Raw genomic sequence first — 24178 nt, forward strand, 5'->3', positions numbered from 1 at the left:
TCTGATCAAGTGTGATTTCTATCAGGCGCTTATTATTACAGAGTGTTTGGCTTGGATAAGCATGACCATTGTATTATACGCGCCATTATTGAGCAACTGGATACTCGCAATCTCGGATTAGGAAAAGTGAGTGTTCATGGGTTCACAAAAAGCTTGCTAGTGATAATGATAATTGTTATCATTGGGGTTGTTAAGGGTATAAGAGATGCTAAGGAGGAATATACAACATGAAATCGATGAAGATGTTTTACATAGCTTTGGCTATGATCGGTCTTATCCTATTTACAGCGGCTTGTGGCGGCGATACGAATGATAGCCAAGACGAAGCCGATACGACAGAGAATACAGAAACAGAAAATACAGAGAACGAAGAAGCGGCAAGCGAAGAGCGCACGCTGACGGATGCGGTCGGGAATGAAGTCACGATTCCGGCTGATCCACAGAATATCATCGCTTCTTATTTAGAGGATTATTTAGTAGCGCTTGATGTCACACCAGCTGCACAATGGTCCGTTCAAGGCGGGGAATCGGTTCAAGGATATCTCCAGGATTCCCTCGGTGATGTGCCGACAATTCCTTATGATCTTCCATTAGAATCGGTCGCAAGCTTCGAGCCGGACTTGCTTCTGATGGATTCAGCCGGCATGGTCGAAGGGAATAAATACGACCAGTACTCTAGGATCGCTCCTACGTATGTCGTGGGTGAAGCGCAGAACAACGACTGGAGAACCGAGCTTGAACGTGTCGGTGAAGTTCTAGGAAAAGAAGACGAAGCTGCTCAAATCCTCGAAGATTATGAGCAAAATGTAGAAGAAACGAAAACAGCGGTCCAAGACGCGATCGGTGATGACTCGATTGCGGCGATCTGGTTAGTCGGAAACACGTTCTATGTCGTCAACGATCAGTTGTCTGCGGGAGACGTATTGTACAATGACTTGGGCGTAACGGCTCCGAACGTCGTGCAGGAAATCGCCAACAGCTCAGAATCGAACTGGTCTGAGATTTCACTAGAAAAACTGGCTCAGCTCGATGCCGATCATATCATCTTGATCAATGATGATGGGGAAGGCTCTGAAATGCTGCAGGATGAAATCTGGCAGAACATCCCGGCCGTTCAAAACGGCAACATTTATGAGTATGCATCTGAAGATTCAAGCTGGCTTTATACGGGGCCGATCGCGAACGAAATGATGCTTGAAGATATCAAGGAAAGTCTAGTTGAATAATCGTGAAACCAAAAGGACAGGTGTACTGGCAATCGCTGGTGCCTGTCCTTTGGTGTATCGCCTGAACGATGCTACGATGGACGTATAGGATGGCAAATCGAACAGACGCTAACGATACCGAATTCTAAATGAAAAGGTGATGACATGACGAACGAACAACTGCCTAAAGCGTGGAACCTTTACCATAGCTATACCGCATTGCCTGGTATTTTTTATGCAAAGACAGAACCTGTACCGGTCGATCAGCCTGAGCTCGTCTTCTTCAACAAAAGCTTGGCGGAGTCGCTCGGCTTACCATGTGATGGGGTGACAGAGGAACTTGCGGGGAATGCTTTGCCGGAAGGGGCGGCGCCGATTGCGCAGGCGTATGCCGGGCATCAATTCGGCAACTTCACGATGCTCGGGGATGGACGTGCGGTCTTGCTCGGTGAGCAGCTCACGCCTGATGGGAAGCGTGTGGATATTCAATTGAAGGGATCCGGACGTACGCCGTTTTCCAGAGCAGGCGACGGACGGGCGCCATATGGTGCGATGATTCGGGAATACATTATGAGTGAGGCGATGCACGGTCTTGGGATTCCGACGTCCCGCAGTCTATCCGTCGTGAAAACGGGGGAAGCGGTCCAGCGTGAAACGGCACATGAAGGTGGGGTTCTTGCGCGTGTAGCGGATAGCCATATACGTGTCGGCACGTTCCAATATGTTGCGAATTGGGGTTCGAAGGATGATTTGAGAGCCCTAGCCGATTACGCGCTTAATCGACATTTCCCGGGAAATGAAGAAGCGGATCATCCGTATTTGTATCTTCTCGAGCAAGTGATCGACCGTCAAGCGCAGTTGATTGCCAAGTGGCAGCACGTCGGTTTTATCCACGGCGTGATGAACACGGATAATATGACGATCAGTGGAGAAACGATCGATTATGGCCCATGTGCATTCATGGATGCTTATGATCCGGATACGGTGTTCAGCTCGATCGATGCCCAGGGCCGTTACCGTTATGGCAATCAGCCCGGGATCGCGGAGTGGAACCTCGTCCGTTTTGCCGAAACGCTGCTGCCGCTCCTTGATGAGGACCAAGACACGGCGATCAAGATGGCGGAAGATACGCTTGGTCGTTTTGCGAAATCGTATCGCCAGTATTGGCTCGACGGGATGCGCTCGAAACTCGGACTGTTCAACCAAGAGGCGCAGGACGCGCCGATCATCGAAGATTTACTGGATATTATGAAAAAGAATGAAGCCGATTATACGAATACGTTCCGAGCGTTGACGCTCGGCAGACCGGAAGATACCGGACTTGCTGGTGTTGCCGCTTTTGACCAGTGGTACAAGCAGTGGGAAGCGCGGCTCGGGCGCCAGGATGAATCGTGGGAGCAGTCGCTTTATTTGATGAAGCGTTCGAATCCTTCGGTGATTCCGCGGAACCATCGTGTAGAAGAAGCGATCGAGGCGGCGGTTGCGAGAGAGGATGTAACGGTTTCGGAAGCGTTGCTGGATGTTCTTGCGGATCCGTATGCTTATTCTGAAAAACAGGAACCTTATACGACGTTACCTGCACCGTCTGCTGAACCGTATCGGACGTTCTGTGGAACATGACAAAAAGGAGGACCTACTGGCCTGAGCCAGTGGGGCCTCCTTTTTTATTGGATGCTGTGTGGGGGATTCGGACAAAGCGAGTGGTATTTCGGACATCTGCCAGAGCAATTCGGACAAGAGCTGCGCGATTTAGGACATCTCAGGAGTTTTCCGGACATTCTGCCTTTATTCGGACATTTGCGCGGTCGATTCGGACAAACTCCACGCTTTTTCGGACACTCTAGCTTCTCTCATTTAAAAAATCAGAGAATCGCATTTGATCGCCTGAGTCAAGAGACCTGTCCCACTGGTTCGACTTTTTTGCTAGAATGGTAGGTAGATTAGGGAGAGGAAGATGTACGATGATCAGGAAGTGGGTATGGCTGTTGGCCTTGATCGGTCTCTTAGCGGCTTGTTCAGAGAAGGAGGCCCCGGTTGAAGAGCCGCAGGAGGTCGAAGCGGAAGAGAGTGCTGATGTGGTTGAGGACCATGTCGAGTCCGTCGATGAGCATGCGGAAGGGGAAGAAGATGGGCACGGGCACGCGCACGCGCATGGGGAATCCTTTGTCGTCGACTCGACAAAGCCTCTTGAGGATTTTTCGGAAAGGTATCAGGAAATCGCTCGTACCTTGGGGGACTATGAGCTCCCGGAGGAAGGGCGGCTGACGCTTGAGGAATGGGGAGAGAAGTACGGTGAATCGAGGTTAGTCAATCCTGAAGATTATATCTATTACGAAAATGGATACACGTTTGCGAAAGCGACGAAGGACTTGAACTCGATCACCTCATTACCTCCTGATCATATCCAGGCGGATCCTTATGGAACGCAGGCGCTCGGTTCTTTTAAAACGAACATTGTTACGTTGGCGTTCGGGTTGCAGGAAGAACCTGAGGAAGATCAGGTGCAGGAGATGAGTCGCATGGTGGCGGATGAGCTCGGGAAGTTGGAGCCGTTCTTGCAGGAGTATGAGATGATTGCGGAGTGGACGCGCGAGACGCGAGGATATTTTGTGGAGGCGGCTGATGGTGGAGGGCATGATGTGTTCCACCAGGGAAATGAGAATTTGCAGGAAATGAAGGGCTTGATTTTGACAATCAATAGGGAGCACTGGGAATAGTGTTGATGGGGACGGTTCTTGCGTTTGTTCAAACGCGAGAACCGTCCCCATTTCAAATTTGCTGAACAATCCGCTCACAAATCTCGTGCGTTTGAAGCGAGTCCTGAATGGAAGGGGAAGGGACGTTTTGCTGCTGGATACATTCTATGAAATGATCCGTGATTTGATAGAAGCCACGTTTATAGAGCGTGGGGTCCCAGCCGCCAAAGGTCGAGTAACTGACTTCTTTATTATGATAATGTGTCGTTTCCACAAGGTCTTGGATGACGTATTTATCATGAGCGGTTGAATACTCGATGATTTCTTCGGTGACTCCACCGTTACGGTTCATGATTCCGATCGCGGTGCAGTCTTTTCCAATCAGATGGATGATGAGGTGATCCATCATGTCCCCGTTTTTCATAGCACGCACGTGGACGTTCAGAACTTCGGTGTCCATGAGGAATCGCAGTGTATCGACGACATGGATGAAGTCTTCCACCACATAGCGGCGCACGTAATCCGGTTCATTGAAGCGGTTCTTCTGCATGAGGATCAGGCTCGGTTTTCCTTTATCTTTCAACGCTTTGACGGGAGGGATGAAGCGGCGGTTGAAGCCGACCATGGCCGTGACATTCATTTCTTCTGCTAGTCGGACGATTCGCTCGGTTTCCTCAAAACTCAATGAAATCGGCTTGTCTATGTACACGTTGATGCCGTTTATGATGAGTTTCTCAGCTAGATCTGCGTGTGCTTCGGTCGCCGCGCTGATGATGGCACCGTCGATCTTTTTCTCGATCAGTTCATCGATGGAGGTCGTTTTTTCTTCGATCCGGTATTTGTTTGCGAGCCGGTCGAGTGTTTCGTTGTTTCGTGTGCAAAGGACAAGTTCTATTCCTTCTTTTTCGGATAAGACAGGGAGGTAGGCTTTCTGGGCAATATCTCCGAGTCCGATGATAGCAATTTTCATAGTCATTCCTCCACAAGGGTTTACCTAAAGAATATAGGGACGGTTCTCATGATGCAAACATGAGAACCGTCCCCGCGCTAGGGCACCCACACTAAGGCATGTCGATCATGAGTTCTTTTTCGATGTTGTTCTCGAGGTCGACGATCCAATACTCGAGGTCGCGCTCACGACTCGTTCCGAAATTGCGGTCACGGGTGTAGAGGAGTCGATCGCGATTGTGGAAGAACGTCGGGGAGCCGGCGTAATCTTGGACATTTGTGACTTGTTCGATATTTTCTCCGTTACGGTCCATGACGAAAATGTTGTAGATGTACCTCCCACTCTTTGTGGTTGATCCGACATCAGCGAAGGCGATTCTTTCATGATCAGATGAAAGAACGGGATGGGAGAGAGCGGGGCCGTGACCGGCTTGGGATTCATAGCTTTCTTCCAATGTCACGGGCGTTTGGTCCCCCGTGTTCAAATCGGCGAACATCAACTGGTCACTGAACTCGAAGGGGGCACTGATGTTTAAATAAAAGATTTCATTATCAGATAGCATATCAATCGCTCCGAATTTGAAATCAACAGAATGATCGACGACTTCGCTCTCACCCGAATCCAGGTTCATCTTGCGGAATTCGAAATCTTTTACGACTCCGTTTCGGTACATCGTATAATAAATCGATTTTCCATCAGGGGTAAAGGCCGTATCCAGTACGTTGTGCTGCTTTTCTGTTAGCGGGCGAGCGGATCCATATTCATACAACATCAGTTGAGCGTAAACGTCTTCCTCCACTTGCCCCTTTTTCAGAAACGTAAACGATTCTCCGTCTGGTGCGAACGTGGGCTCTTCGAAGGAGAACCCTTCATCCGGCGGCAGAATCCGTTCAGCTTCTCCACCATTCATTGCCATTTTATAAAGAGAAGACGTGCCGTTATGGGCATAGGGGAAAATCAGGGTCTCATCATCTGGTGACAGGGCGGGGAAATCTTCGAGTCCGGTGTAGCCCGTCGGTCCGGCTGACATGCTTCCGGTGCTCGAGAGGATGACGTAGAGAATGATCATCCCGGCGATAAACCAGAGGCTTTTTTTATTGATTCGCTTCATGCGTTCACCTTCCTTGCATCAAATCTTTTGTCGTCAAATAGAGGACGAAGCCGAGTAAGAGGACGACCACGCCGTACATGCCTAATTTCAAATAGAATAGCAGGCCCGCCACTAATGCAATGCCACCAAGTCCGATCATCAGGCGGGAGGTGATCAGGGCCACTTTTCTTTTTTTGAAAAAGAGAAGGGTGACGTGCAGCGCCAAGAGTCCGACAATGAGCCCCCACTCCCAATAATTGTGCAGTATTTCCATACAAATCCCCTCCTATAGCAGTAATGGTCTCAGTGTGACTACGGTGAACAGGACGATGACGATTAAGGCGGGAATCATCGAGGCGACGGGTTTCCGCGCAATGAGTTTGATCAAAAGTTTGTAGAATAAGAGCCAGCCGACCACGAAACTCACCGGAATGAGAACGAGCCAATTGAGTCCGATCATAGCGATGAATCCGTACACAAAGAATATGGCGACGCCGCAAATCAAGGCGCCAGCTAAAATATTGACGATGTGACTCACTTTTTTCAGGCGACGGTTTCGTTTATCATTCGTTTCATCAATCGAATGAAAGTAGGAGTTGCGGATGATGAACGTGAGACATGTCAGTACGAGAACAGCTAAGTAAATACCGAACAATATCGTTTGGAGTTCTGGAAATTGGATGATGGCAAAATAGCTGAACCCATTCCAACCCGCGTTCAAAAAAACGAGCGCGCCTACTGACCAATAAAAGCGGCCGAGCAGGGGAATGTTCATGGCGACAAGCGTGACGAGTGTTCCGAATGTTAGCTGGATCGCAAGCCAACCAAGTGATGGTTCATTGAATGTTGCTAGAAAAGCGAAGTGGAGAAAGATGCCTAGCGCAATGGTTGCAAACCCGATGACGTACAGAAGGCTGCGTTGGTACGGATACATCGTTTCCTGGAGCCCGTTTCCGACTAAGCCCGCATCGCCGAACTCCTCGATCGCTTTCTTCTCCGCTTGTTTGGAAGTATGACCTTCCTCCTCGTATTGTTCTTTCAAGGAAGACAAGTGGGTGAGCATTTCTTCTTTCATCTCGGCTCGTTCTTCTTCGTCACTTTGCATCTGATTCAGGATTTTCTCGATATGCTTCTCTAATCGATTCATGTGCCTTCCTCCGATGTCTTCAAAATTAGGTCGTTGACGCTTTTCCACTCCCCGAGCTTCTTAGCTAACATCGCATTCCCTTCGTCCGTGATCTGGTAATACTTGCGGCGACCACTCGCCGTTTCCGACCAATAAGAGGTCAGCCATTCTTTCTTTTCCAAACGCTTTAATGCAGGATACAACGTTCCTTCACTCATATTGTATAGGTCATCGCTTTGTTGTTTGAGCCGTTTCACAATTTCATAGCCGTACATATCTTGCTTTGAGAGCAGGCCAAGCATGAGGATGTCGATGCTGCCTTTCATAATTTCACGATCCATGATTTTGCCCCTTCCCGCTTTCTTTTGTTAGGTTTCCACTAATATGGAATTTATTGTTATGGTCATTGTATTACGAGGTACATCGTATTACAAGGTCTAGGAGGAAATTTGTTCCTGGAAATGTGTTGACTTTTATATCACTTAACGATATATTACATTTATTGATATATCATTTAATGATATAAAACATAAGGAGCATGAATATGGCGAGAAATGACTCACTTGAAACAGGCGAGCTGACGGATACATCCTTTTATATCCTGCTGTCGCTTGTCGAAGCAAGGCATGGATATTTGATCATGCAAAACATCGAAGAGCTGACTGATGGCGGATTTTCAATCGGGCCGGCATCGATGTACACGACGATCAAGAAACTGTTATCGGCTGAATTGATTGAACAGTACGGAGATGGGAAAGGGAAGCGCAAGACATACATCGCCACCGATAAGGGATTGAAGTTGTTGGAAAAAGACATCAAGAGAAGAGAACAGATGATTTTTCATGCGAAACAAGTGCTGAATCAGAAAGGAGACCGATTAGGATGAAAAAGAAATACGTGGTGTCAAGAGGACTTGCTTTTGGTGAAGAAAAAGATATGGCCAAACTGACCTCTTACGCGAAACAAGGGTGGGTATTGGAACGGTTCGCTCCGTTCGGCTTTTTGTTGAAAAAAGGAAAGGTGCAACACTTGTCATTTGCGGTCGATTATAACAAGGATCCGGATGATGAATATTTCGCTTATTTTGAACAGGCTGGCTGGACTCATATGTGCAGCGGGGTGGATTACATACACGTCTTCTCAAGCCCAGAAGGAACCCAACCGATCTATTCAGACCGCGAGACGACGCTTGAGAAATATGAAGTGGAAAAAAAGAACACGGGAATGGTTGCCTTGCCTTCGCTGATCGCAACCATTCTGCTTTTTATCTGTGGGAATTTGGAAGGTGTGTCTGGTCTCATGGAAGAAGTCTTAATTTGGTCAGGCTTCGCAACAATGATCGTGTTCGTATTCTCGGGAATGCCTTATGTCGGGTATCGGTATAAATTGAGCAAGGTGAGAAAAGGGTGGGGAAAATGAAGAAACGGATATTCAGGTTGTTCTTTGCCTGGCAGGATCAAGCGGAAGAAAAGTGGCTGACGGAGATGGCTGAGCAAGGCTTTCATTTCTCCAAGTACAAATTCGGTTTATACACATTCAAGAAAGCGGAGGCTGCTGATTATGTATATAAACTGGACTACAAAGGATCCTCAGACCAAGATCTTGAAGAATATGTGACGTTCTTTGAAGATGCGGGCTGGGAGCATGTCGATCGTTTCCACGGCTGGCATTATTTCAGGAAGGTGAAGAATGGTTCAGAAGAGGAGCCCGTCATATACTCGGATCGTCATTCTGAATCTCAAAAATATAAATCTCTGGTCAATTTCTTGATTCCGATCTTTCTCATGACGGTGGCGATCTTTTTGACGATCATCGTACCGAACAGACCGAACGCTTCGATGATAGAGGTCATGAAATGGCTGTATATCGTTCTAATTAGTATGTACGTGTTTGCCATTGTCCGAGTAAGGTTGAAAGTGAGGAAACTACAAAAATAGTGGCACCAAACAATAAATTGGGAACGTTTTGGAATGAACATGGGTGAACATGGGGACGGTTCTCGCGTCTGCAAACGCGAGAACCGTCCCCATATCAAACTAGGAGGTTCTTCATGGAAAGAGATAGAAAGAATACGAAGCAAGGACTAACCACTCTATCCGTAATCGGGGGAGGGGTGGCAGGATTTGTCGTCAACGTAGTTTTGAGCATGATGACCGACACCGATATGACGTCCTTCTACGGAATCTCGATATTCTTAGGCGTCATCGTTGGATTGCTATGGGATATTGCAGAAAAATTGATTGATCAAAACTAATGAGAACGAAAGGAGACTCTAACATGACAAAGGAAAAATTCTTCAAGACAATTGCTATCGTCAGTTTCCTCTTTTGCGTAGCGGTGTGGGTTCCGAATATAGTATTTCAGACCGCAAGTCCATGGTGGATCCTCACGTTTATCGTGGCGCCAATCGGAATCCTCAGTGCAAGCCTAGTGAAGCATTACCGGCTGATCGTGTCGAACGTCATCATGCTGTTCAGTTTTCCTCTATTCATGTTCGGGGGATATCTTTTGAATTACATAATAGATGGTAAGCCATAATGGTGAAGGTGGAGAGTTCAAGTGCCCTATGTGAAGTTTTTTGTGTATGATTGTTTGATATTCACTCTATTAATCAGTGTAAGTTATATCCTTGATGGATACCTCAATGCGCCATTTGACAAAGTTGACGTGTTCGCCATCTTCGTTTCGTTGCCTATTCTTCTGATTCTGGCCGGCCTGTTTACTAAAATGTTCCTAGAGTTTGATAGAATGTCCAAAACAGTGAAAGTCATTATTACCGTTCCAGCTTTTATAAATGCCTGCCTCATTGTAGCTCTCATCGGACCTATCATGTTTGGGTTCGGTGTTTAACACGAGAACCGTCCCCATAAAAACACCAGCCGCTTCCTCAGAATGCCTGAGGAAGCGGCTGTGTTTTTGTTCACACGATTTGGCTTACATCTGTAATCGATACGATAAATAAAATAAGTGCTGTAATCCCGATCGTGATCGAAGTCCCCAAGACGGCGACCCGCATATTGATGTGGCTTTTTTCTTTATTCAAATAGATCCCGGCAATCGATATGACCAGTGATACCGTCAAGAGAAAGAACATCAGTGGAACCGATCCCCCTTCACCGCTCATAATCGAGAAAAGAATCAGTACAGGAATGATATTCAAAACAATGCCCAGCCAGCTTGCTGCACGTCTGACCCAGATATTATGTATCATTCGACCCCTCCTACAAAAGTTATAAAAAGATACCCGTAGCGAAAAGAATTTAAACCCATATATTTACATATTAAAATAAATTCTATTTCATTCCTTTTTCGCTACGAATCCTTCTATTCCCCGGGTAGAAAAAGCTGAAACTAGGGGGAAAGGACCAGGAAGGCTGATACTCCCTAATGACCCTACCCTCTGTTTACTATTCCTCTTTTACTATCGTTCCGCTGAACGTATCGTGAGGGAGGACAGCCCCATCTTGTCCCTCAAAATCTCGGCGATTCTTCAAATAAACAATACCACCGATCATGTCGCGGTGAGCCATGCGTTTGATAATCTGAGCACTACAGGCAGGAGACCCATCTTCGCTTTCAAGCTTCAATCCCATCGCCTTGTATCCGACCGTTTGCCCGCAGCTTCTCAGTTGAGCATACTCAAGTCCCCAGGCGACAGTCGTCGGAGTAATGAGCGCGTGCACCCATTCTTTCCTCACTTTTTTCCGTAAAAGACATTCCACACCAGCGGTAACCACGCCCGAAATGGCCAAGTCGATCAGCACCGCTTTTGTCCGTTTCTTCGTCATGGCTTTCATACATCTTCCTCCTTACCTATCGATATAGTGTTCTACGTTTTGTCCAATTGATAGGATTCATTTATTAAAAAATAAAGACAGACTTCACGCATTTATATCAGACGACAACTTTCGGTCCGTTATGGTATCAAGGGTGTGGCATCCTGAGGCGTGTTCTCTACCGTTTTCTAGCTCACGACCACGTAAAACCCTCGAGATAGATTCCCTCTCAGCAGTTTGGATGGCTATCAACGTTGAAAAGTGTGGAGAGGAGAGGCATCAAAACGGTTATAGACTCAAATTGACTACAAAAGTGATGTGATAAAGCGGATCTCAGCACTTTTTGAGACGCCTCCCTGTTAAAACGGTCGAGAGACAACTTTCGTCCAGTTACCACAAACAAGAAAAAAGACAGGCACATGGCCTGCCTTTTACCTTACATATTGTCATTCAGTCTCTTGAACGGGACACATAAGGATAGATCGGATCCTTCAGCTGGAACTCATACGTTTCACCGTCAACGATGCCGACGACTTTGTCGCTGTCGTACAGATCCAGCATGAACTGTGCCATTTCTTCCGACGTATGGTACTGCTTGATGTTTTCTTTATAACTGAATTCCTCCATATCCATTGCGCGTTCGGCGAATTCCGTTTCGGTTGCGGCAGGGGCGAGGACTTTCGCTTTCATCGGGGACCCTGAAGAATCCAATTCTTGAGCCAATCCTTCCGTAAACGCACTAACATAGAATTTCGTCGAACAGTACGTGACCGCACCGCCAACAATGGCATAGCCGCCGCCTGACGAAACGTTGATGAGTTGCGTGCCTTCTTTGGAAGCATAGTCACGTGCAAATAACGTTGATAGAATCGTCAGGGCTTCATTGTTCAAGCGAAGCATCTTTTCAATCTTCGGCAGTTCCTGATCTGGGACCGGATCGAAGTTGCCGAATCCGGCATTATTGATAAACGTCTCAAGCTCGTACTCTTTCAGTTGATCATAAAAGTGATAAACTTGTTCGTTCTCAGAAAGGTCTGCGGTCATCAATTGGACGTCCACTTCCGGGTGTTGTTCTAGAATCTTATCTTTCAGCTCATTCAGTTTTTCTTCTCGTCGTGCCGTCAGGATCAAATCTTTTCCTCTTTTTGCGAAAGCAAGCGCGGATTCATATCCGATACCTGAACTTGCTCCTGTAATGACAGTATAGGCCATGTTCATTCCTCCTTAATGATTGGATTAGTCAGTTGAACGGGAGACATATGGATACATCGGATCCTTCAGCTGGAACTCATACGTTTCCCCGTCTACGATCCCGACAACTTTGTCGCTGTCATACAACTCCAACATGAACTGGGCCATTTCTTCAGATGTATGATATTGCTTGAAGTTCTCTTCATAACTGAATTCCTCGACATCCGCCGCTTTCCCGGCGAATTCGGTTTCTGTTGCAGCGGGAGCGAGTATTTTCGCTTTCAACGGCGAACCGTTCGCTTCAAGTTCTTGGGCAAGCCCTTCGGTAAAGGCACTCACGTAGAACTTCGTCGCGGAATAACTGACGGCGCCTTCGATGATGTTGTAGCCGAGATTCGAAGACACATTAATCAGTTGTGTTCCTTCTTTAGAGGCATAATCTCTTGCGAATAGGGTAGATAATATCGTTAGCGCTTCATTGTTTACGCGCAGCATCTGCTCGATTTTCGGTAATTCCTGATCTTTGATCTGATCGGAGTTGCCGAACCCGGCATTGTTGATGAAGGTTTCGATTTCAAAGTCTTTCAATTCCTCATAAAAGCTGTACACTTGCTCATTTTCTGATAAATCAGCGATCAACAGGTGCACCTCAACATTCGGATGATTCTCTTGAATGGTGTTTTTCAACCCATTCAGTTTCTCCTCTCGTCGTGCCGTGAGGATCAGGTCTTTCCCTCTACCCGCAAACGCGAGCGCTGTCTGATAGCCGATTCCTGAGCTTGCTCCTGTAATAACCGTATAAGCCACTTTCATTCCTCCTTGAAAAAATTGCAATCATGTAAGTGTACCCGTTTCCTTGTTTGGCATAACGCTTGAACACCGAGTGGATGGGTTTCTGTAAGAATCTTATGAACCTGTACGATCCGGTTGTTTCGATTTGCGAAATAGTTTAATATAGAAAGAATGTAAAAACGTAAACGAAAGGAGGAGACCGCGTGCAGCGAATATCTAAACGGCCTTACTGGGTTCGGCGATTCCTTGCATCAGATCCTGGGCGCAAGCGGTTGATGCAGGCAGGAAAAGCGACGCTCAGCCTGATGTCAGCGGTTTTTACAAGTAATCTATTGTTAGCGTTGCTTGGACAACCCGCTTTGCTGCCATCGATTTTGTCCGGGATGGCTGGTTTGATCGGAATCATGGTGGTCATGGATGACACGAAAAAGAAAAAACAGATCACCACATGGCTGCTTGGTGTATCCGCCATCTGTGGGGTGACACTAGGGGCGTTACTCGCCAATAACGTCATCCTCGTTTCTTCCTTGATGGTCGCCGTGATCTTCTGTGCCTTTTATTTCTCAAGATTCGGTAGCCGCTACTTTTCGATGGGCATGATCGGCTTCATGACGGTTTACCTATCCTCATTCCTTAAATTATCACCGGCTCAATTCCCGTGGTTCTATCTGACGATTCTCATCGGAATCAGCTATGCGTATCTGTATAATTTCATCCTTTTCAAAGATTCTGCCGAGGTGTTAAGGCGTAGTATGCGTTCGTTTCATAAACAAGCGAACCTCACATTCGAATTGTTCATCGAGGTGATCGAGGAGCCCGAAACGAGTGAAGCGAGAAGAAAGAAGCTTACCTTGAATGTGCGCAAACTACGCGAATATGCGACCAATGTTTCTGCTGATGTGCAGGCACAAGAAACCCGCGACATATGGCCGGGCCTCGAACCTAGACAGCTGAAGTTGTATGTGTTCGATACGGCGATGCTGGTCGCCACGCTTTCGGGTAGTCTGCAGCGGCTGAAGGAAGATCAAGCTTTTGAGATGTATGAAATCCGCACCTTGCTCATCCGGATGATTACGCTTTTGAAAAAGGCAGAAGTGTTGAATGACCGCGTTGAAAACTATAACCTGGCGGAAGCGGAAAAAGTCATGGCATCGCTTCGTGCGTTGACCGAAGACCTCTTCAGCCGAACAGAAACGGAAGACTGGCACTATATCATCCGTCGCATCGAAGCGATGGTCTCTCATGTCACCGAGGGAGCGATGGCTGTGCAATCCTCGATCCGTTCTGTGGAAAAAATCGACGTTGAGATGGAAGTGGAAGAAGAAGAGGAGGAGGCATCCGAAGAAGAGGGCATGAAGCCGACGACGAAAAAAGCGATTCAATCGTTGATCGCTGGCTCGATCGCCGTCGTGGTCGGCTATCTCATTTCGCCGATTCAGCCCTACTGGGTGTTGCTGACGACATTCATCGTCCAGCTCGGAACGGAAACGGTCGGACGGACGTACTTGAAAGGATTCGAACGATCGGTCGGGACCGTGATCGGTGCCGTGATCGGGTTTATTGTCGCAAGACTCGTGTCCGGGCAATCAGAACTTGAAGTCGCGCTTATCTTCATTGTCGTCTTTTTAGCGTTTTATTTATTGACGGTATCCTATACGCTCATGAGTTTATTCATCACCATGCTGATCGCGTTCATGTACGACTTGCTTCTTGGTGGTATCAGCTATGAACTGCTCGGGGCCAGGGTGATCGATACGATTGCCGGAGCGGCCATCGCGCTTGGCGTCTCCGCCTACATTTACCCGACGAAGACGATGGACAAAGTATCGGATACGCTCATCGATTATTTGGATGAACTGGATGTGTACGTGAAAGCTTACCTTGAAAGTTTGCAGCAATCCACGCCTGTAAAACCACTGGCTGAGCATGGGTTTGCGTTGGATGAAAAATTGCAGACGCTAGAAGCAGAAGCGAAACCGATTCTACAAGGACCGGGAGGACGGAAATACTCCGGCCTGCCGCGCAGGGTGACCTTATTCACGGCACTCAACTATTACGCCAAGCACTTGGTAGCGTCGTCGTATGAAAAAGATTTCCGTTACCCTGAAGATGTGCATCAATGGTTGCAGCAAGTCGAGAAGAAGTTCAGTGACAATATCCAAATCATCAAAGAATCGATCGAACAGGAACAACCGATTCCACCACTTCATGATTTGCAAGAGGAGCGCAAACAGTTGGAGCGCCACGCGCCTACGCGCGATAAAGGGCAAGGCGACCTTGTCCACCACTTGTATTACATTTGGAAGATGAATCAGACGTTCCGGTTGTTGAACAGTCCGGCTGTGGAAACGAAAGAAAAGGATCACTAGCGTTCGCGCTCGTGATCCTTTTTTGTTTTCAAGATGTTCTGGTCCGTTCTCAAATATGAGCGTGTGGGAGGGAAGGGAAAACAGTCCGCTTTCCGCGGGGAACGCTGAGCCTCCTCAGGCTTCACCCTCCGGGGTCACAGCCTTTTCCATTTTCCCGCAGGAGTCTACCTGTTTTCCCTTCCCTCCATGCGTTATATTGGTTGAACGGACCTCAATCAGGAACGTTCCTGAACATAAGGAAGCTCGGGGGTGGGGAGCATGCCTCCTGTGAAAGTGATTTCGGACACTTGGCAGAGTGATTCGGATAAGAGACGTGACTTATCGGACATCTCCTCAGCCAATTCTGACAAGTAACACAGTATTTCGGACATTTAGGGATAATTCGGACAAATGATCTGCGTTTTCGGACATCCACTCTGATAATTCGGACACCCACCACACCCCCCTGAGCAGCATCACTCTCACGAACCGGCTCCTTACAATTCCTTCTCATAACATTCTACAGGATTGTCATCTACATGATTCATACGGTAGAAGGTGAATCCATGAGATTTCCAAAACACCTTGCCGCGGTCGTTGGTCTCAAGGACCGCGAGTCGTAATGTTTCGATTCCTCCCTCAACCAGACGCTTTTCAAACGCTTGGTACACGTCTCTTCCTATTCCTTTTCCGTGAACATCACCGCGGATCATCAAGAAACCGAGCCACGGGTGTCCGTCTTTCGGATTGTTCGGGAGATAATCGACAAGCGCGACGGGATGATCGTCGATATTCACGATGTAACTTTAGGTTTTGTCCTGAATAAATTCTTTCCTGACGTCCTCGATCGAACGAGCCGGTTTTCCGTTCTCGAGTTGGTTGTAGGTCGGGTTGGAGTTGTAAATCTCTTGAGCAATATGTAGGTTGTTTTCTGTAATGGGTTCAAAGATCATCGTACAGCCCTCCTTTTCCTTCTATTCTATCACTATGTATCGAATTGGATTTATTGGAAAAAATCGATATACTGATAAAAAGACTGTATATTCAGAAAAAAGGAGAGTGTCTATGGGGACGGATGTCATTGTTGTCGGAGCAGGGTTGGCTGGTTTGGTGGCGACAGCAGAACTTGCAGATGCGGGGAAACGTGTGTTGTTGGTCGATCAGGAGCCGGAAGCCTCGTTCGGAGGTCAGGCGTGGTGGTCATTCGGCGGGTTATTTTTAGTCGATTCTCCGGAACAGCGCAGACTCGGGATAAAAGATTCGAAAGCGTTGGCGTGGCAGGACTGGCTCGGATCCGCCGGTTTTGACAGGGATGAAGATGAGGATTACTGGGGCAGGAAATGGGCCGAGGCGTACGTCGATTTTGCCACCTATGAAAAAAGGGACTGGCTACATAATATGGGCATGCGGTTCTTTCCTGTCGTCGGATGGGCCGAACGGGGCGGGCATCTCGCCGATGGGCACGGCAACTCCGTGCCGCGCTTCCATATCGTCTGGGGAACGGGGCCGGGGATTGTCGCTCCGTTTGAAAGTAGAGTGCGGCGACATATGAGTGAAGGACGTGTGAAATACTTAGCGAGGCATAGGGTAGACGCGCTCCTGACAGAAGGGGCAGCCGTCGTCGGCGTCCGAGGTTCTGTACTTGCGCCGAGTACAGCGGAACGTGGTGAGTACAGCAACCGTGATGTGATCAAACAATTCGAGTGCCGTGCTGATGCGGTGCTCGTTTCAAGTGGAGGAATCGGTGCGAATCTGGATCTCGTCCGCAAGCATTGGCCAGAGCGGTTGGGGCGTGCTCCGGAACGGATGATTTCAGGTGTACCTGCGCATGTCGACGGACGGATGCTGTCAATCACCGAACAGGCTGGCGGTAGAATCGTCAACCGTGATCGGATGTGGCACTATACGGAAGGCATCAAGAATCATACGCCTGTTTGGAGTGAGCATGGTATTCGGATTTTGCCAGGGCCATCTTCGGTGTGGTTGGATGCGGAGGGCAAGAGGTTTCAGGCACCGAATTTCCCTGGATTCGATACGCTCAGCACACTTGAAGCGATTGGCAAAACGGGCTATGACTACTCGTGGTTCATTTTGACACAGAAAATCATTGAAAAAGAATTTGCGCTGTCTGGATCTGAACAAAATCCCGATTTGACAGGAAAAAGCATCCGTGACGTGATGAAGCGCGCGTTGCCGGGAGCATCAGCCCCTGTTCAGGCTTTTATGGACAAAGGCGAGGATTTCATCGTGGCAGACACGTTAGATGAGTTGGTCCAGGGCATGAACGAGTTGGCGGACGATCCGCTTTTGAAGGTGGAAGATATAGAAAGACAGGTGAGAGCGAGAGATTACGAGATTGATAATACGTTCACGAAAGATCTCCAAGTGACTGCGATGAGAGGGGCGCGCAACTATGTCGGGGACAAGCTGATCCGGGTCGCACCGCCTCATAAAATTCTCGATCCGAAGAATGGACCGTTGATTGCGGTGAAACTGAATATCTTGAGCCGTAAAACGCTGGGTGGACTGCAGACGGATTTGTCAGGACGTGTCCTCGATGAAAACGGTGGAGCCATTGAAGGGTTGTACGCCGCTGGTGAAGCTTCTGGATTTGGAGGCGGCGGACTGCATGGTTACCGCGCGCTAGAAGGTACGTTTCTAGGTGGATGTCTGTTTACGGGACTAGAAGCGGGGCGTGCAATAGCGAAGCGGTGACCCGCGATCAAAAAAGATATGATAATCTGAAAATAAAAGGGTGTTTATGTGAGATTCCTGCTTTGTTCCCTCGTCTTCCTGCTTATCGTTGCCTGCGAAAATGGTGAAGAAGAACCATCAAGAATCAGCATGATAGAAAAGGAAAGTAACATTGCTTATGTAGAAGAGTTAAGTTTGATCGCTCCAAAGGTCTGTATGGAAAACAATTTGGATGGAGAGTCATTGGAGCCATTTCTAGTTGATATTAAGGTAGAAGGGGAATTACGGACGTTTGTCGATCATGCCTCCAATGTAACTTTAGACAGTCGAAATTTTCTTCAAGGTGTAGAAGATGGTAGTGAACCTACTGACTATTTTTGCACAGGGAATAATTTGAAAATCAAGAAAGACATTAGTGGAGACAAATTGCAGGAGTTTATTCGTGATGGAAGCGTGCAGGTCGAGATGACGGAATTAGACGGGACTATGATTGAAAAAAAGCCGTTAACGGAATTCCGATTGGGAAAACTGGATGGATCAATTTAAAAGCCTTAACCGATATTTTTCTAATGAAAAGCCGGCAATCTTTGCTGGCTTTTTCCTGTAGTTGAAAGTGTGAGGCGAGTACTAAGTTGAAACTTGGTAGTAGATAAATCTTCCATTATGTTAAAGTTGGGGAGGAATTTGTTGTGAAATCATTGGGGGTGTGAGTTTTGTTTGAATTCTTTATCTTATCTCTTGTCGGAGGCATCTTAGGTCTATTTCTTCTCTATGCTATCATTTCAACAGCCGTCAGGGACGGGATTGATAAGTCAGTAGTTGGTCAGCATATACGAGAAAAACAGCTAGGTGAGAATCATAGAAAATAAATAGCAGTACCTTTAATAACAAGTGAGCGAATCGAATGGTGCAATTCCTGGTCATCCTTTTATTTTTTGTGATCGTGTTATGGGGAGCAAGAAGCACAAAAGAAAAAGAACGAGAAGAGAGAAGAGACAATAAGATCAGAGAGCTAGAAGAAAAAGTTGAACGGTTAGAAAATCAGCAACGAAACAATGGGAAGACCTGAGCAGCCTCATAAACCAAGCTCTGGAAGCATTTATTTCAACTGTTAGGTTTGATGATAATGATTTCCAGGTATCTACTAATGATGCGTGTTTATAAATCAATGTCACACTCGGAGGGGTTTTTTGAGGAAATATACATTGATCATTTTGTTCATTCCATTGTTTCTGTCTGCTTGTAGTGATCATCGTACAGAAACAATAGGGCCGAAATCCATAGAAGAGATTTTAGAGGAATACCCTGATGACGTAACGCAAGTCACCTCATTTCCGTTCGACCAGGGCGAATCATTGGGGTATATCATAAAATGGCCTGATTGGAACCATCGCAGTCTGACGTTACGGTATTACGCTGAAGGGGTGGAAGCAGATTATGAACATCCTTTCAATGTTACGGGAGAGGCTGTGGAGTACATTGTAGGCACGAAGAGAAATTTGATAAATGAAATAGAGGATCCTGGTTCATTAGAGTCTTATGAGAAAATTCAGTTTGATACTCAAGAGGTCTACTATCAGTATTTTTCAGAGGGTAATGGGGGGACGATCGTTTGGTGGGATGGCCAATTTGAACGAACCCTTGCCTATTTGGAAGCGCCCGAAAAACTCGAAAAAAGCGAGTTCAGAACAGTATTGAGAGATTTATATGAAGATGTATTGAGGGGGAGCTAGGGGTTGACTGAAACCAGCGAACCCCTAGTCGGCTAAGGCCGAAAAGTTATCTAGAAAGATAAAATGTAAAAGAATGTATGTTGTCAAAGCAGATCATGTGTGGTCTGACGTCCATAGGAAAATAGGAGATTCCTGTGGGCTTCATGCCAATGAATGTCATCAAATCTTCGTTCGAAGTGAAATTCATTAACTCACCTAGCACAATTTGGTTATGTTTGTTTCTGAAACTTATTCTAGAATACTTCTCCTCCTTCAGGAATTTGAGCAATTCCATATATATTCCCCCTCAAAAACACGCGTTTCCCTAATCGAAGTATTTTTAAACCTGATATTGGATATATATTCAAATGCTATTTAAATAAAGTATTATAAAAGGGATTACCATATAATTTTATTCGCCTCAAAAAATGGCTTTACCTGAAACTTTTTTGTCTGCGTGTGCGACAAATATGATAAAGGGGGAGGTATCATGAAAAGGTATATAGGAATGATTCTGCTTTTATTCGTTGTCGCATGTGGACAGACAGAAAACCCAGGTCCCACTGACACGACTTCTTCAGAACCGAAAGAAACAGACCCTTCTGCGGAGTACGACAGGATTGGCAAAGGGTGTGAGGAGTCATCTTTTAGTGGGCAGACTTTTGCGGATTTATCAGAGGAAGAACAGGCATTGTACGAGATTCCAGAGCCATTTGAAGGAGAGTCGTTAGAAGACGTTCAAGTGGCACAAATGCAGATGGCGAGATATGAATATATCAATGAAAGTTTGGAATCACAGGGTTATGCTGGTGGAATCGAGATGATTGATTCTGTCGGCAATTTTAATTTTCTTAAAGGGTCGATTGTTGTTCAGTTGAAGGATGGACTGAAAGGGGAAGAGAAAAAACGGAAAGAAGCGATTGAAAAAGCTGTTGAGGATGCACAAGAGTACTACAATGATCAGGCAGTAGTCGTGCAGGAGGTTCCCAAAACGAAAGATGAATTGATTGATCACCAGAATAGGCTCATGAGTAAACTCGCAAGCAAGGAGTCGCTCGAAAAGAAAATAGTCAGCACCGGGTTATGTATGGAACAGAGTGCACTGGATCTTGTTGTCAGGGAAGAATTGAGTGAAGAAGAGCTGCAATTCATTAATGAACAAACGGACGTGGACATCAAAATTATGGTTCAAGAACCGAATAAAAAAACGGGATATGTAACTTCGAGTGGCGATGGACGTTTGTCCTTAGCTACGACGTCTTTCCAACATTCGAAAGAAGACATAGAAATAGGGGAGTTGGTTACCGTCAGTTATGAGACGGTGATGGAGTCCTATCCAGCGAAGTCGGAAGCAATCGACGTCAAGGTCCACAAACCGAAGCAGCCCGAGGGAGCGGACTTGAATGAGAAAGAAGTCATTCAACAATCTCTCGAGAAGGTAGAAGATGATAGCCCACATCAAGCCATTAAAGACATTACCTATCATCAACAATCAGATGAGTGGACGGTTCGGATTCGGCTGATCAAGGGCATGGATGAGTCACAGGTCCAGGATATGGCAATCAAAGACGAATGAGCATAAAGACAGCTTCTTAGGCATTTTAGAGCCTGGGTAGTTGTCTTTTTCATGGTTATTTTGAATATTTTGTAAGCGTTTTCTGATTTATATGATAAAATGAATGAAGATTCAGAATGTACGTGGGTATAATGGTGGGTCTGGAACAAGAAAGTTGGATTTATCGGTTTTTCACAAAAAATTATGAAAGGAATGGAGTCCATGAATGCGGTAGAACGAATGAGAGTAGAGGAAACAAAAAAGAAGAACGTGTTGCTCTTCAGCGTGTTCTGCTTTTCTTTAGTGGCTGCTCTTGGAAAAGCGGTTGTACAGGGAGCCCCTGTAGCCATCGCTTTATATGGCGGCCAGTTGGCGACATTTGTCCTCTTATTTACCTTATTTCAATTTGTGACGAAGAAGTATGATCTCTTCGCATATGCGGGAGTGTTGATGGCATTCTCCTTTGCCAATGCCGGCATTTTCCTGACCGGTGGAGGGTTGATGTTAGTGCTCGTGTCGTATTTCTTGATGGTCTTCTCGGTCATTCAATTCAAGCGGGGCGTCTTTGCGCTTGCATTCGTGTTGGGACTGTTGACCATCATCGTGAACTTTATGTACAGCACCCAGGAAGTCGCCTTGTTACATAATAATATTCCGAACATCATATTGGTTTACGTGCTATCCGGAGTTCTTCTAGGTGCCTTATCGTACTTGAATGCTAAGCAAGAATCAAAGATGGAGCATTTGCTTTATGAAGCGGAGGAACAATCCGCTATGCAAAAGCAGCAAAAAGAAACACTGGAGGCGAATGTGTCATCGATTATAGAAAGCGTGACGCACGTGAATGAACGGATCCAGTCCCACCTCATTTCTCAAAGCGAGATGAAGCATGCGCTTGTGGAAATGGCGGCTGGAAGTCAGCAGCAGAGTGATCAAATCGGAAAAATCTCTTCGAACGCCGTCACGTCTCATGATCAGATGCGCGCGCTTAGCGACTCGATTCACCAATTGACGGCTGATTCAGAAGAAGCGACACGCCTGACGGATGACGGGGAACGGAAAGTAGTACGTTTCACAGAAGACGCAGAAGAAATCAGAGCGTTCATCCAGGATCTGAACGGGACCTTCCAGCAGTTGAATGATAAGATGAAGGAGACGAACTCGTTTTCTGATAAGATTACACAAATCTCAGAACAGACGAACTTGCTTGCTCTGAATGCTTCCATTGAGGCGGCAAGGGCAGGGGAAGCGGGTAAAGGTTTCTCAGTTGTAGCGGATGAAATACGGAAGCTGGCGGAAATGACGAATCATACGGCGTCGCAAATCACCGATAACTTGATGGAAGTGAATCAGAATAACGCGGAGACTTTGAAAAAAATGGACGCAAGTGAACAGAAAATCGAAGCTATTCACTCGTCCTCCGATGAGATTGCAGACTATTTTGCTCAATTGAAAGAAAAAATAGGCCAAATCACAAGCAACTTCCATAAGACGGAACAGACGGCAAACGACGTGATGCAAAATAGTAAGGATGTCGAGATGTCGACGACCGAACTTGCCAGCATCATTGAAGAATCGAGTGCGAGTATGGAAGAAATGAGTGCTACCGTTGAAACGTTGACCGACGATAGTGAGACAGTGGCCGCCGCCATTAAGCAGACGGCGATGAAGGCACAGGAGATACGGGAGCAGACATCGTAGGAAAGGGACAGGTTCTTTGGCGAATGCCAAGGAAGCTGTTTTTTGTTTTTATGTAACATTTTCCCATGATGTACGTCTAACGTGATAGAAGAGGGGGAAGAAGCATGAGAGTGAAAATATTGAAATGGTCTTCCATTTTGTTATTGATTGTCCTTGTAGCGTGCGGACCGAAAGTGAATGAAGAAAAAATCGATGAAGCCACCTTGCAAGGGAATGGATCGTTCGCTTTCGATTTGTTTCGGGAACTGAAGCAAGAAGACCAGAATGTGTTCATTTCGCCGTACAGTATTTCGCTCGTCATGTCGATGACGCTTGCGGGAGCAGAGGGGGAAACGGAGTCTGAAATCAGGCGGGCGCTGTATTATGAAGGCATGGATGATTCCACGATCATTGATACGCATCAGAATTATTCTGCCTACCTATCGAAGGACGATCAAGAGGTATCCATTGATCTAGCAAACTCGATGTGGCTGGATGAAGAGTTTCAAGTGAAAGATGAGTTCGAATCACTTATGACGGACAATTTGCGTGCTCAACTTTTTCAGCAAAAGTTGTCAGATCCGAGTATCGTAGAGGATATGAATGGTTGGGTGAAGGGCCATACAGGTGGCATGATCGATCAGCTGATCAAAGAGCCTTATAGCAAAAATACCCGTTTACTACTGACTAACGCGATTTACTTCAATGGTACCTGGCAATATCCTTTCTCGGAAAATAGTACGAAAGAAGGAACGTTTCACTTGGTGAGTGGTGAGGAGCAACAATTGGATTTGATGCATCAGCAAGAGTCGTTTTCTTATATGGAAACAAAAGATATGAAAGGTGTTCGTCTTCCATACGGTGAAGAGGGCGAAGAAGGCAATTACTCGATGTATGTCATGCTTCCGATCGATCAGTCATTGGACACTCTCATTCAAAAGTTTGATGCAGAGGCGTTTGCTGAAATGAAGGGGCAGATGATCCGTGAGCCTGTTACGCTCACGTTGCCTTCCTTCAAGCTGCAGTACGGCGTGAAGTCGCTCAATGATTCTTTGAAATCTCTAGGGATGGAGGACGTTTTTTCTGAGACGGAAGCGGACTTATCTGACATGTCGGATGTTCACTTATTTTTGTCTGCATTGAATCATAAGGCCGTTATTGACGTGACGGAAAAAGGGACAGAAGCGGCAGCTGTCACACAGGCAGAATTCGAAAAAGTATCAGGGTTTGCAGAGCAACCAAAGGAATTCCGAGCGGACCGTCCATTTTTCTACATCATAGCGGATGAGAAGTATGATTCGATTTTATTCATGGGGACGTATGAAGGTGAATTGTAGATCGAAGGTGCATCAAAAAAGTTAGAA

Annotated in this window: 29 protein-coding genes; 18 read left to right on the forward strand and 11 right to left on the reverse strand. The window is 46.5% G+C overall.

Going from position 1 to position 24178, the window contains the following annotated elements; all coding sequences use genetic code 11:
- Positions 1-227: 227 nt before the first annotated feature.
- The 3 genes from H0266_RS15185 to H0266_RS15195 all read left to right on the forward strand — a co-directional run bounded on the left by H0266_RS15185 (position 228) and on the right by H0266_RS15195 (position 3922).
- Positions 228-1226, forward strand: coding sequence for an ABC transporter substrate-binding protein (locus tag H0266_RS15185; RefSeq protein ID WP_181473272.1), 999 nt, complete (start codon positions 228-230; stop codon positions 1224-1226).
- Positions 1227-1370: 144 nt separating this feature from the next.
- Positions 1371-2825 (forward strand): protein adenylyltransferase SelO, encoded by a 1455-nt coding sequence (locus H0266_RS15190; protein ID WP_181473273.1) that lies wholly within the window; start codon positions 1371-1373, stop codon positions 2823-2825.
- Positions 2826-3166: 341 nt separating this feature from the next.
- Entirely contained in the window at positions 3167-3922 is a 756-nt protein-coding gene (locus H0266_RS15195) for a hypothetical protein (RefSeq protein WP_181473274.1), read from the forward strand.
- A gap of 52 nt (positions 3923-3974) precedes the next feature.
- Here H0266_RS15195 and H0266_RS15200 read toward each other — a convergent pair whose 3' ends face one another.
- The 5 genes from H0266_RS15200 to H0266_RS15220 all read right to left on the reverse strand — a co-directional run bounded on the left by H0266_RS15200 (position 3975) and on the right by H0266_RS15220 (position 7407).
- Positions 3975-4871, reverse strand: coding sequence for a Gfo/Idh/MocA family protein (locus H0266_RS15200; RefSeq protein WP_181473275.1), 897 nt, complete (start codon positions 4869-4871; stop codon positions 3975-3977).
- A 91-nt stretch (positions 4872-4962) separates the two neighbouring features.
- Positions 4963-5961 carry a TolB family protein gene (locus H0266_RS15205; protein WP_181473276.1) on the reverse strand — a complete coding sequence of 333 codons (999 nt, stop codon included), beginning with the start codon at positions 5959-5961 and terminating at the stop codon, positions 4963-4965.
- A gap of 4 nt (positions 5962-5965) precedes the next feature.
- Positions 5966-6214, reverse strand: a complete 249-nt coding sequence (locus H0266_RS15210) for a hypothetical protein (RefSeq protein ID WP_181473277.1) — start codon at positions 6212-6214, stop codon at positions 5966-5968.
- Positions 6215-6226: 12 nt separating this feature from the next.
- Positions 6227-7087 (reverse strand): permease prefix domain 1-containing protein, encoded by an 861-nt coding sequence (locus tag H0266_RS15215; protein WP_181473278.1) that lies wholly within the window; start codon positions 7085-7087, stop codon positions 6227-6229.
- On the reverse strand, positions 7084-7407 hold the full coding sequence (locus tag H0266_RS15220; protein ID WP_181473279.1) for a PadR family transcriptional regulator: 324 nt from the start codon (positions 7405-7407) through the stop codon (positions 7084-7086). The genes H0266_RS15215 and H0266_RS15220 overlap by 4 nt, the downstream gene beginning before the upstream one ends.
- A gap of 203 nt (positions 7408-7610) precedes the next feature.
- Here H0266_RS15220 and H0266_RS15225 point away from each other — a divergent pair, with 203 nt between their 5' ends.
- The 6 genes from H0266_RS15225 to H0266_RS15250 all read left to right on the forward strand — a co-directional run bounded on the left by H0266_RS15225 (position 7611) and on the right by H0266_RS15250 (position 9916).
- Positions 7611-7952 carry a PadR family transcriptional regulator gene (locus H0266_RS15225; protein WP_181473280.1) on the forward strand — a complete coding sequence of 114 codons (342 nt, stop codon included), beginning with the start codon at positions 7611-7613 and terminating at the stop codon, positions 7950-7952.
- Positions 7949-8485 carry a DUF2812 domain-containing protein gene (locus tag H0266_RS15230; RefSeq protein WP_181473281.1) on the forward strand — a complete coding sequence of 179 codons (537 nt, stop codon included), beginning with the start codon at positions 7949-7951 and terminating at the stop codon, positions 8483-8485. Before H0266_RS15225 ends, H0266_RS15230 begins: the two co-directional genes overlap by 4 nt.
- Positions 8482-9003, forward strand: coding sequence for a DUF2812 domain-containing protein (locus tag H0266_RS15235; RefSeq protein ID WP_181473282.1), 522 nt, complete (start codon positions 8482-8484; stop codon positions 9001-9003). Before H0266_RS15230 ends, H0266_RS15235 begins: the two co-directional genes overlap by 4 nt.
- Before the next feature lie 113 nt (positions 9004-9116).
- Positions 9117-9320, forward strand: a complete 204-nt coding sequence (locus H0266_RS15240; RefSeq protein ID WP_181473283.1) for a hypothetical protein — start codon at positions 9117-9119, stop codon at positions 9318-9320.
- A gap of 23 nt (positions 9321-9343) precedes the next feature.
- Positions 9344-9604 carry a hypothetical protein gene (locus tag H0266_RS15245; RefSeq protein ID WP_181473284.1) on the forward strand — a complete coding sequence of 87 codons (261 nt, stop codon included), beginning with the start codon at positions 9344-9346 and terminating at the stop codon, positions 9602-9604.
- Positions 9605-9634: 30 nt separating this feature from the next.
- Positions 9635-9916: a hypothetical protein gene (locus H0266_RS15250; protein ID WP_181473285.1), complete on the forward strand. Its 282-nt coding sequence runs from the start codon at positions 9635-9637 to the stop codon at positions 9914-9916.
- A 70-nt stretch (positions 9917-9986) separates the two neighbouring features.
- Here H0266_RS15250 and H0266_RS15255 read toward each other — a convergent pair whose 3' ends face one another.
- From H0266_RS15255 to H0266_RS15270, 4 genes are all read right to left on the reverse strand, one after another.
- Entirely contained in the window at positions 9987-10277 is a 291-nt protein-coding gene (locus tag H0266_RS15255) for a hypothetical protein (protein ID WP_181473286.1), read from the reverse strand.
- Between the two features lie 196 nt (positions 10278-10473).
- Positions 10474-10863, reverse strand: a complete 390-nt coding sequence (locus H0266_RS15260) for an RDD family protein (RefSeq protein WP_181473287.1) — start codon at positions 10861-10863, stop codon at positions 10474-10476.
- 429 nt (positions 10864-11292) lie between these two features.
- A complete protein-coding gene (locus H0266_RS15265) occupies positions 11293-12054 on the reverse strand; it encodes an SDR family NAD(P)-dependent oxidoreductase (protein WP_181473288.1) in 762 nt (253 codons plus the stop codon).
- A gap of 24 nt (positions 12055-12078) precedes the next feature.
- Positions 12079-12840, reverse strand: a complete 762-nt coding sequence (locus H0266_RS15270; RefSeq protein WP_181473289.1) for an SDR family NAD(P)-dependent oxidoreductase — start codon at positions 12838-12840, stop codon at positions 12079-12081.
- A 188-nt stretch (positions 12841-13028) separates the two neighbouring features.
- Between H0266_RS15270 and H0266_RS15275 the strand changes: the two genes are divergently transcribed.
- Positions 13029-15194 (forward strand): FUSC family protein, encoded by a 2166-nt coding sequence (locus H0266_RS15275; RefSeq protein ID WP_343063307.1) that lies wholly within the window; start codon positions 13029-13031, stop codon positions 15192-15194.
- A 476-nt stretch (positions 15195-15670) separates the two neighbouring features.
- Here H0266_RS15275 and H0266_RS15280 read toward each other — a convergent pair whose 3' ends face one another.
- Positions 15671-15970, reverse strand: coding sequence for a GNAT family N-acetyltransferase (locus tag H0266_RS15280; protein WP_181473290.1), 300 nt, complete (start codon positions 15968-15970; stop codon positions 15671-15673).
- Between the two features lie 9 nt (positions 15971-15979).
- A complete protein-coding gene (locus H0266_RS15285) occupies positions 15980-16126 on the reverse strand; it encodes a hypothetical protein (protein WP_181473291.1) in 147 nt (48 codons plus the stop codon).
- Positions 16127-16238: 112 nt separating this feature from the next.
- Between H0266_RS15285 and H0266_RS15290 the strand changes: the two genes are divergently transcribed.
- The 8 genes from H0266_RS15290 to H0266_RS15320 all read left to right on the forward strand — a co-directional run bounded on the left by H0266_RS15290 (position 16239) and on the right by H0266_RS15320 (position 24151).
- Positions 16239-17888 carry an FAD-binding dehydrogenase gene (locus H0266_RS15290; RefSeq protein ID WP_181473292.1) on the forward strand — a complete coding sequence of 550 codons (1650 nt, stop codon included), beginning with the start codon at positions 16239-16241 and terminating at the stop codon, positions 17886-17888.
- Between the two features lie 48 nt (positions 17889-17936).
- Positions 17937-18413, forward strand: a complete 477-nt coding sequence (locus H0266_RS15295; protein ID WP_181473293.1) for a hypothetical protein — start codon at positions 17937-17939, stop codon at positions 18411-18413.
- A 167-nt stretch (positions 18414-18580) separates the two neighbouring features.
- Entirely contained in the window at positions 18581-18736 is a 156-nt protein-coding gene (locus H0266_RS15300) for a hypothetical protein (RefSeq protein ID WP_181473294.1), read from the forward strand.
- Between the two features lie 68 nt (positions 18737-18804).
- Complete coding sequence (locus tag H0266_RS19655; RefSeq protein ID WP_281374351.1) at positions 18805-18936, forward strand: hypothetical protein; 132 nt, start codon at positions 18805-18807, stop codon at positions 18934-18936.
- Between the two features lie 121 nt (positions 18937-19057).
- Entirely contained in the window at positions 19058-19600 is a 543-nt protein-coding gene (locus tag H0266_RS15305) for a hypothetical protein (RefSeq protein ID WP_181473295.1), read from the forward strand.
- Between the two features lie 469 nt (positions 19601-20069).
- Positions 20070-21155: a DUF3221 domain-containing protein gene (locus H0266_RS15310; protein ID WP_181473296.1), complete on the forward strand. Its 1086-nt coding sequence runs from the start codon at positions 20070-20072 to the stop codon at positions 21153-21155.
- Positions 21156-21356: 201 nt separating this feature from the next.
- The gene (locus H0266_RS15315) at positions 21357-22835 is read left to right on the forward strand and encodes a methyl-accepting chemotaxis protein (RefSeq protein ID WP_181473297.1); all 1479 of its coding nucleotides are present in this window, start codon (positions 21357-21359) and stop codon (positions 22833-22835) included.
- A 104-nt stretch (positions 22836-22939) separates the two neighbouring features.
- Complete coding sequence (locus H0266_RS15320) at positions 22940-24151, forward strand: serpin family protein (protein ID WP_181473298.1); 1212 nt, start codon at positions 22940-22942, stop codon at positions 24149-24151.
- The last annotated feature ends 27 nt before the right edge of the window (positions 24152-24178 follow it).

Source organism: Halobacillus locisalis (assembly GCF_013694105.1).
Taxonomy (GTDB): Bacteria; Bacillota; Bacilli; order Bacillales; family Halobacillaceae; genus Halobacillus; species Halobacillus locisalis.

Excerpts from the sequence above, each read along its gene's own strand:
- H0266_RS15245 (WP_181473284.1), top strand. The coding sequence starts at position 9,344 with ATGACAAAGGAAAAATTCTTCAAGACAATTGCTATCGTCAGTTTCCTC.
- H0266_RS15210 (WP_181473277.1), bottom strand. The coding sequence starts at position 6,214 with ATGGAAATACTGCACAATTATTGGGAGTGGGGGCTCATTGTCGGACTC.
- H0266_RS15255 (WP_181473286.1), bottom strand. The coding sequence starts at position 10,277 with ATGATACATAATATCTGGGTCAGACGTGCAGCAAGCTGGCTGGGCATT.
- H0266_RS15185 (WP_181473272.1), top strand. The coding sequence starts at position 228 with ATGAAATCGATGAAGATGTTTTACATAGCTTTGGCTATGATCGGTCTT.
- H0266_RS15265 (WP_181473288.1), bottom strand. The coding sequence starts at position 12,054 with ATGGCCTATACTGTCATTACAGGAGCAAGTTCAGGTATCGGATATGAA.
- H0266_RS15220 (WP_181473279.1), bottom strand. The coding sequence starts at position 7,407 with ATGGATCGTGAAATTATGAAAGGCAGCATCGACATCCTCATGCTTGGC.
- H0266_RS15290 (WP_181473292.1), top strand. The coding sequence starts at position 16,239 with ATGGGGACGGATGTCATTGTTGTCGGAGCAGGGTTGGCTGGTTTGGTG.
- H0266_RS15200 (WP_181473275.1), bottom strand. The coding sequence starts at position 4,871 with ATGAAAATTGCTATCATCGGACTCGGAGATATTGCCCAGAAAGCCTAC.
- H0266_RS15310 (WP_181473296.1), top strand. The coding sequence starts at position 20,070 with ATGAAAAGGTATATAGGAATGATTCTGCTTTTATTCGTTGTCGCATGT.
- H0266_RS15315 (WP_181473297.1), top strand. The coding sequence starts at position 21,357 with ATGAATGCGGTAGAACGAATGAGAGTAGAGGAAACAAAAAAGAAGAAC.
- H0266_RS15195 (WP_181473274.1), top strand. The coding sequence starts at position 3,167 with ATGATCAGGAAGTGGGTATGGCTGTTGGCCTTGATCGGTCTCTTAGCG.
- H0266_RS15320 (WP_181473298.1), top strand. The coding sequence starts at position 22,940 with ATGAGAGTGAAAATATTGAAATGGTCTTCCATTTTGTTATTGATTGTC.
- H0266_RS15260 (WP_181473287.1), bottom strand. The coding sequence starts at position 10,863 with ATGAAAGCCATGACGAAGAAACGGACAAAAGCGGTGCTGATCGACTTG.
- H0266_RS15230 (WP_181473281.1), top strand. The coding sequence starts at position 7,949 with ATGAAAAAGAAATACGTGGTGTCAAGAGGACTTGCTTTTGGTGAAGAA.
- H0266_RS15235 (WP_181473282.1), top strand. The coding sequence starts at position 8,482 with ATGAAGAAACGGATATTCAGGTTGTTCTTTGCCTGGCAGGATCAAGCG.
- H0266_RS15205 (WP_181473276.1), bottom strand. The coding sequence starts at position 5,961 with ATGAAGCGAATCAATAAAAAAAGCCTCTGGTTTATCGCCGGGATGATC.
- H0266_RS15225 (WP_181473280.1), top strand. The coding sequence starts at position 7,611 with ATGGCGAGAAATGACTCACTTGAAACAGGCGAGCTGACGGATACATCC.
- H0266_RS15215 (WP_181473278.1), bottom strand. The coding sequence starts at position 7,087 with ATGAATCGATTAGAGAAGCATATCGAGAAAATCCTGAATCAGATGCAA.
- H0266_RS15240 (WP_181473283.1), top strand. The coding sequence starts at position 9,117 with ATGGAAAGAGATAGAAAGAATACGAAGCAAGGACTAACCACTCTATCC.
- H0266_RS15190 (WP_181473273.1), top strand. The coding sequence starts at position 1,371 with ATGACGAACGAACAACTGCCTAAAGCGTGGAACCTTTACCATAGCTAT.
- H0266_RS15285 (WP_181473291.1), bottom strand. The coding sequence starts at position 16,126 with ATGATCTTTGAACCCATTACAGAAAACAACCTACATATTGCTCAAGAG.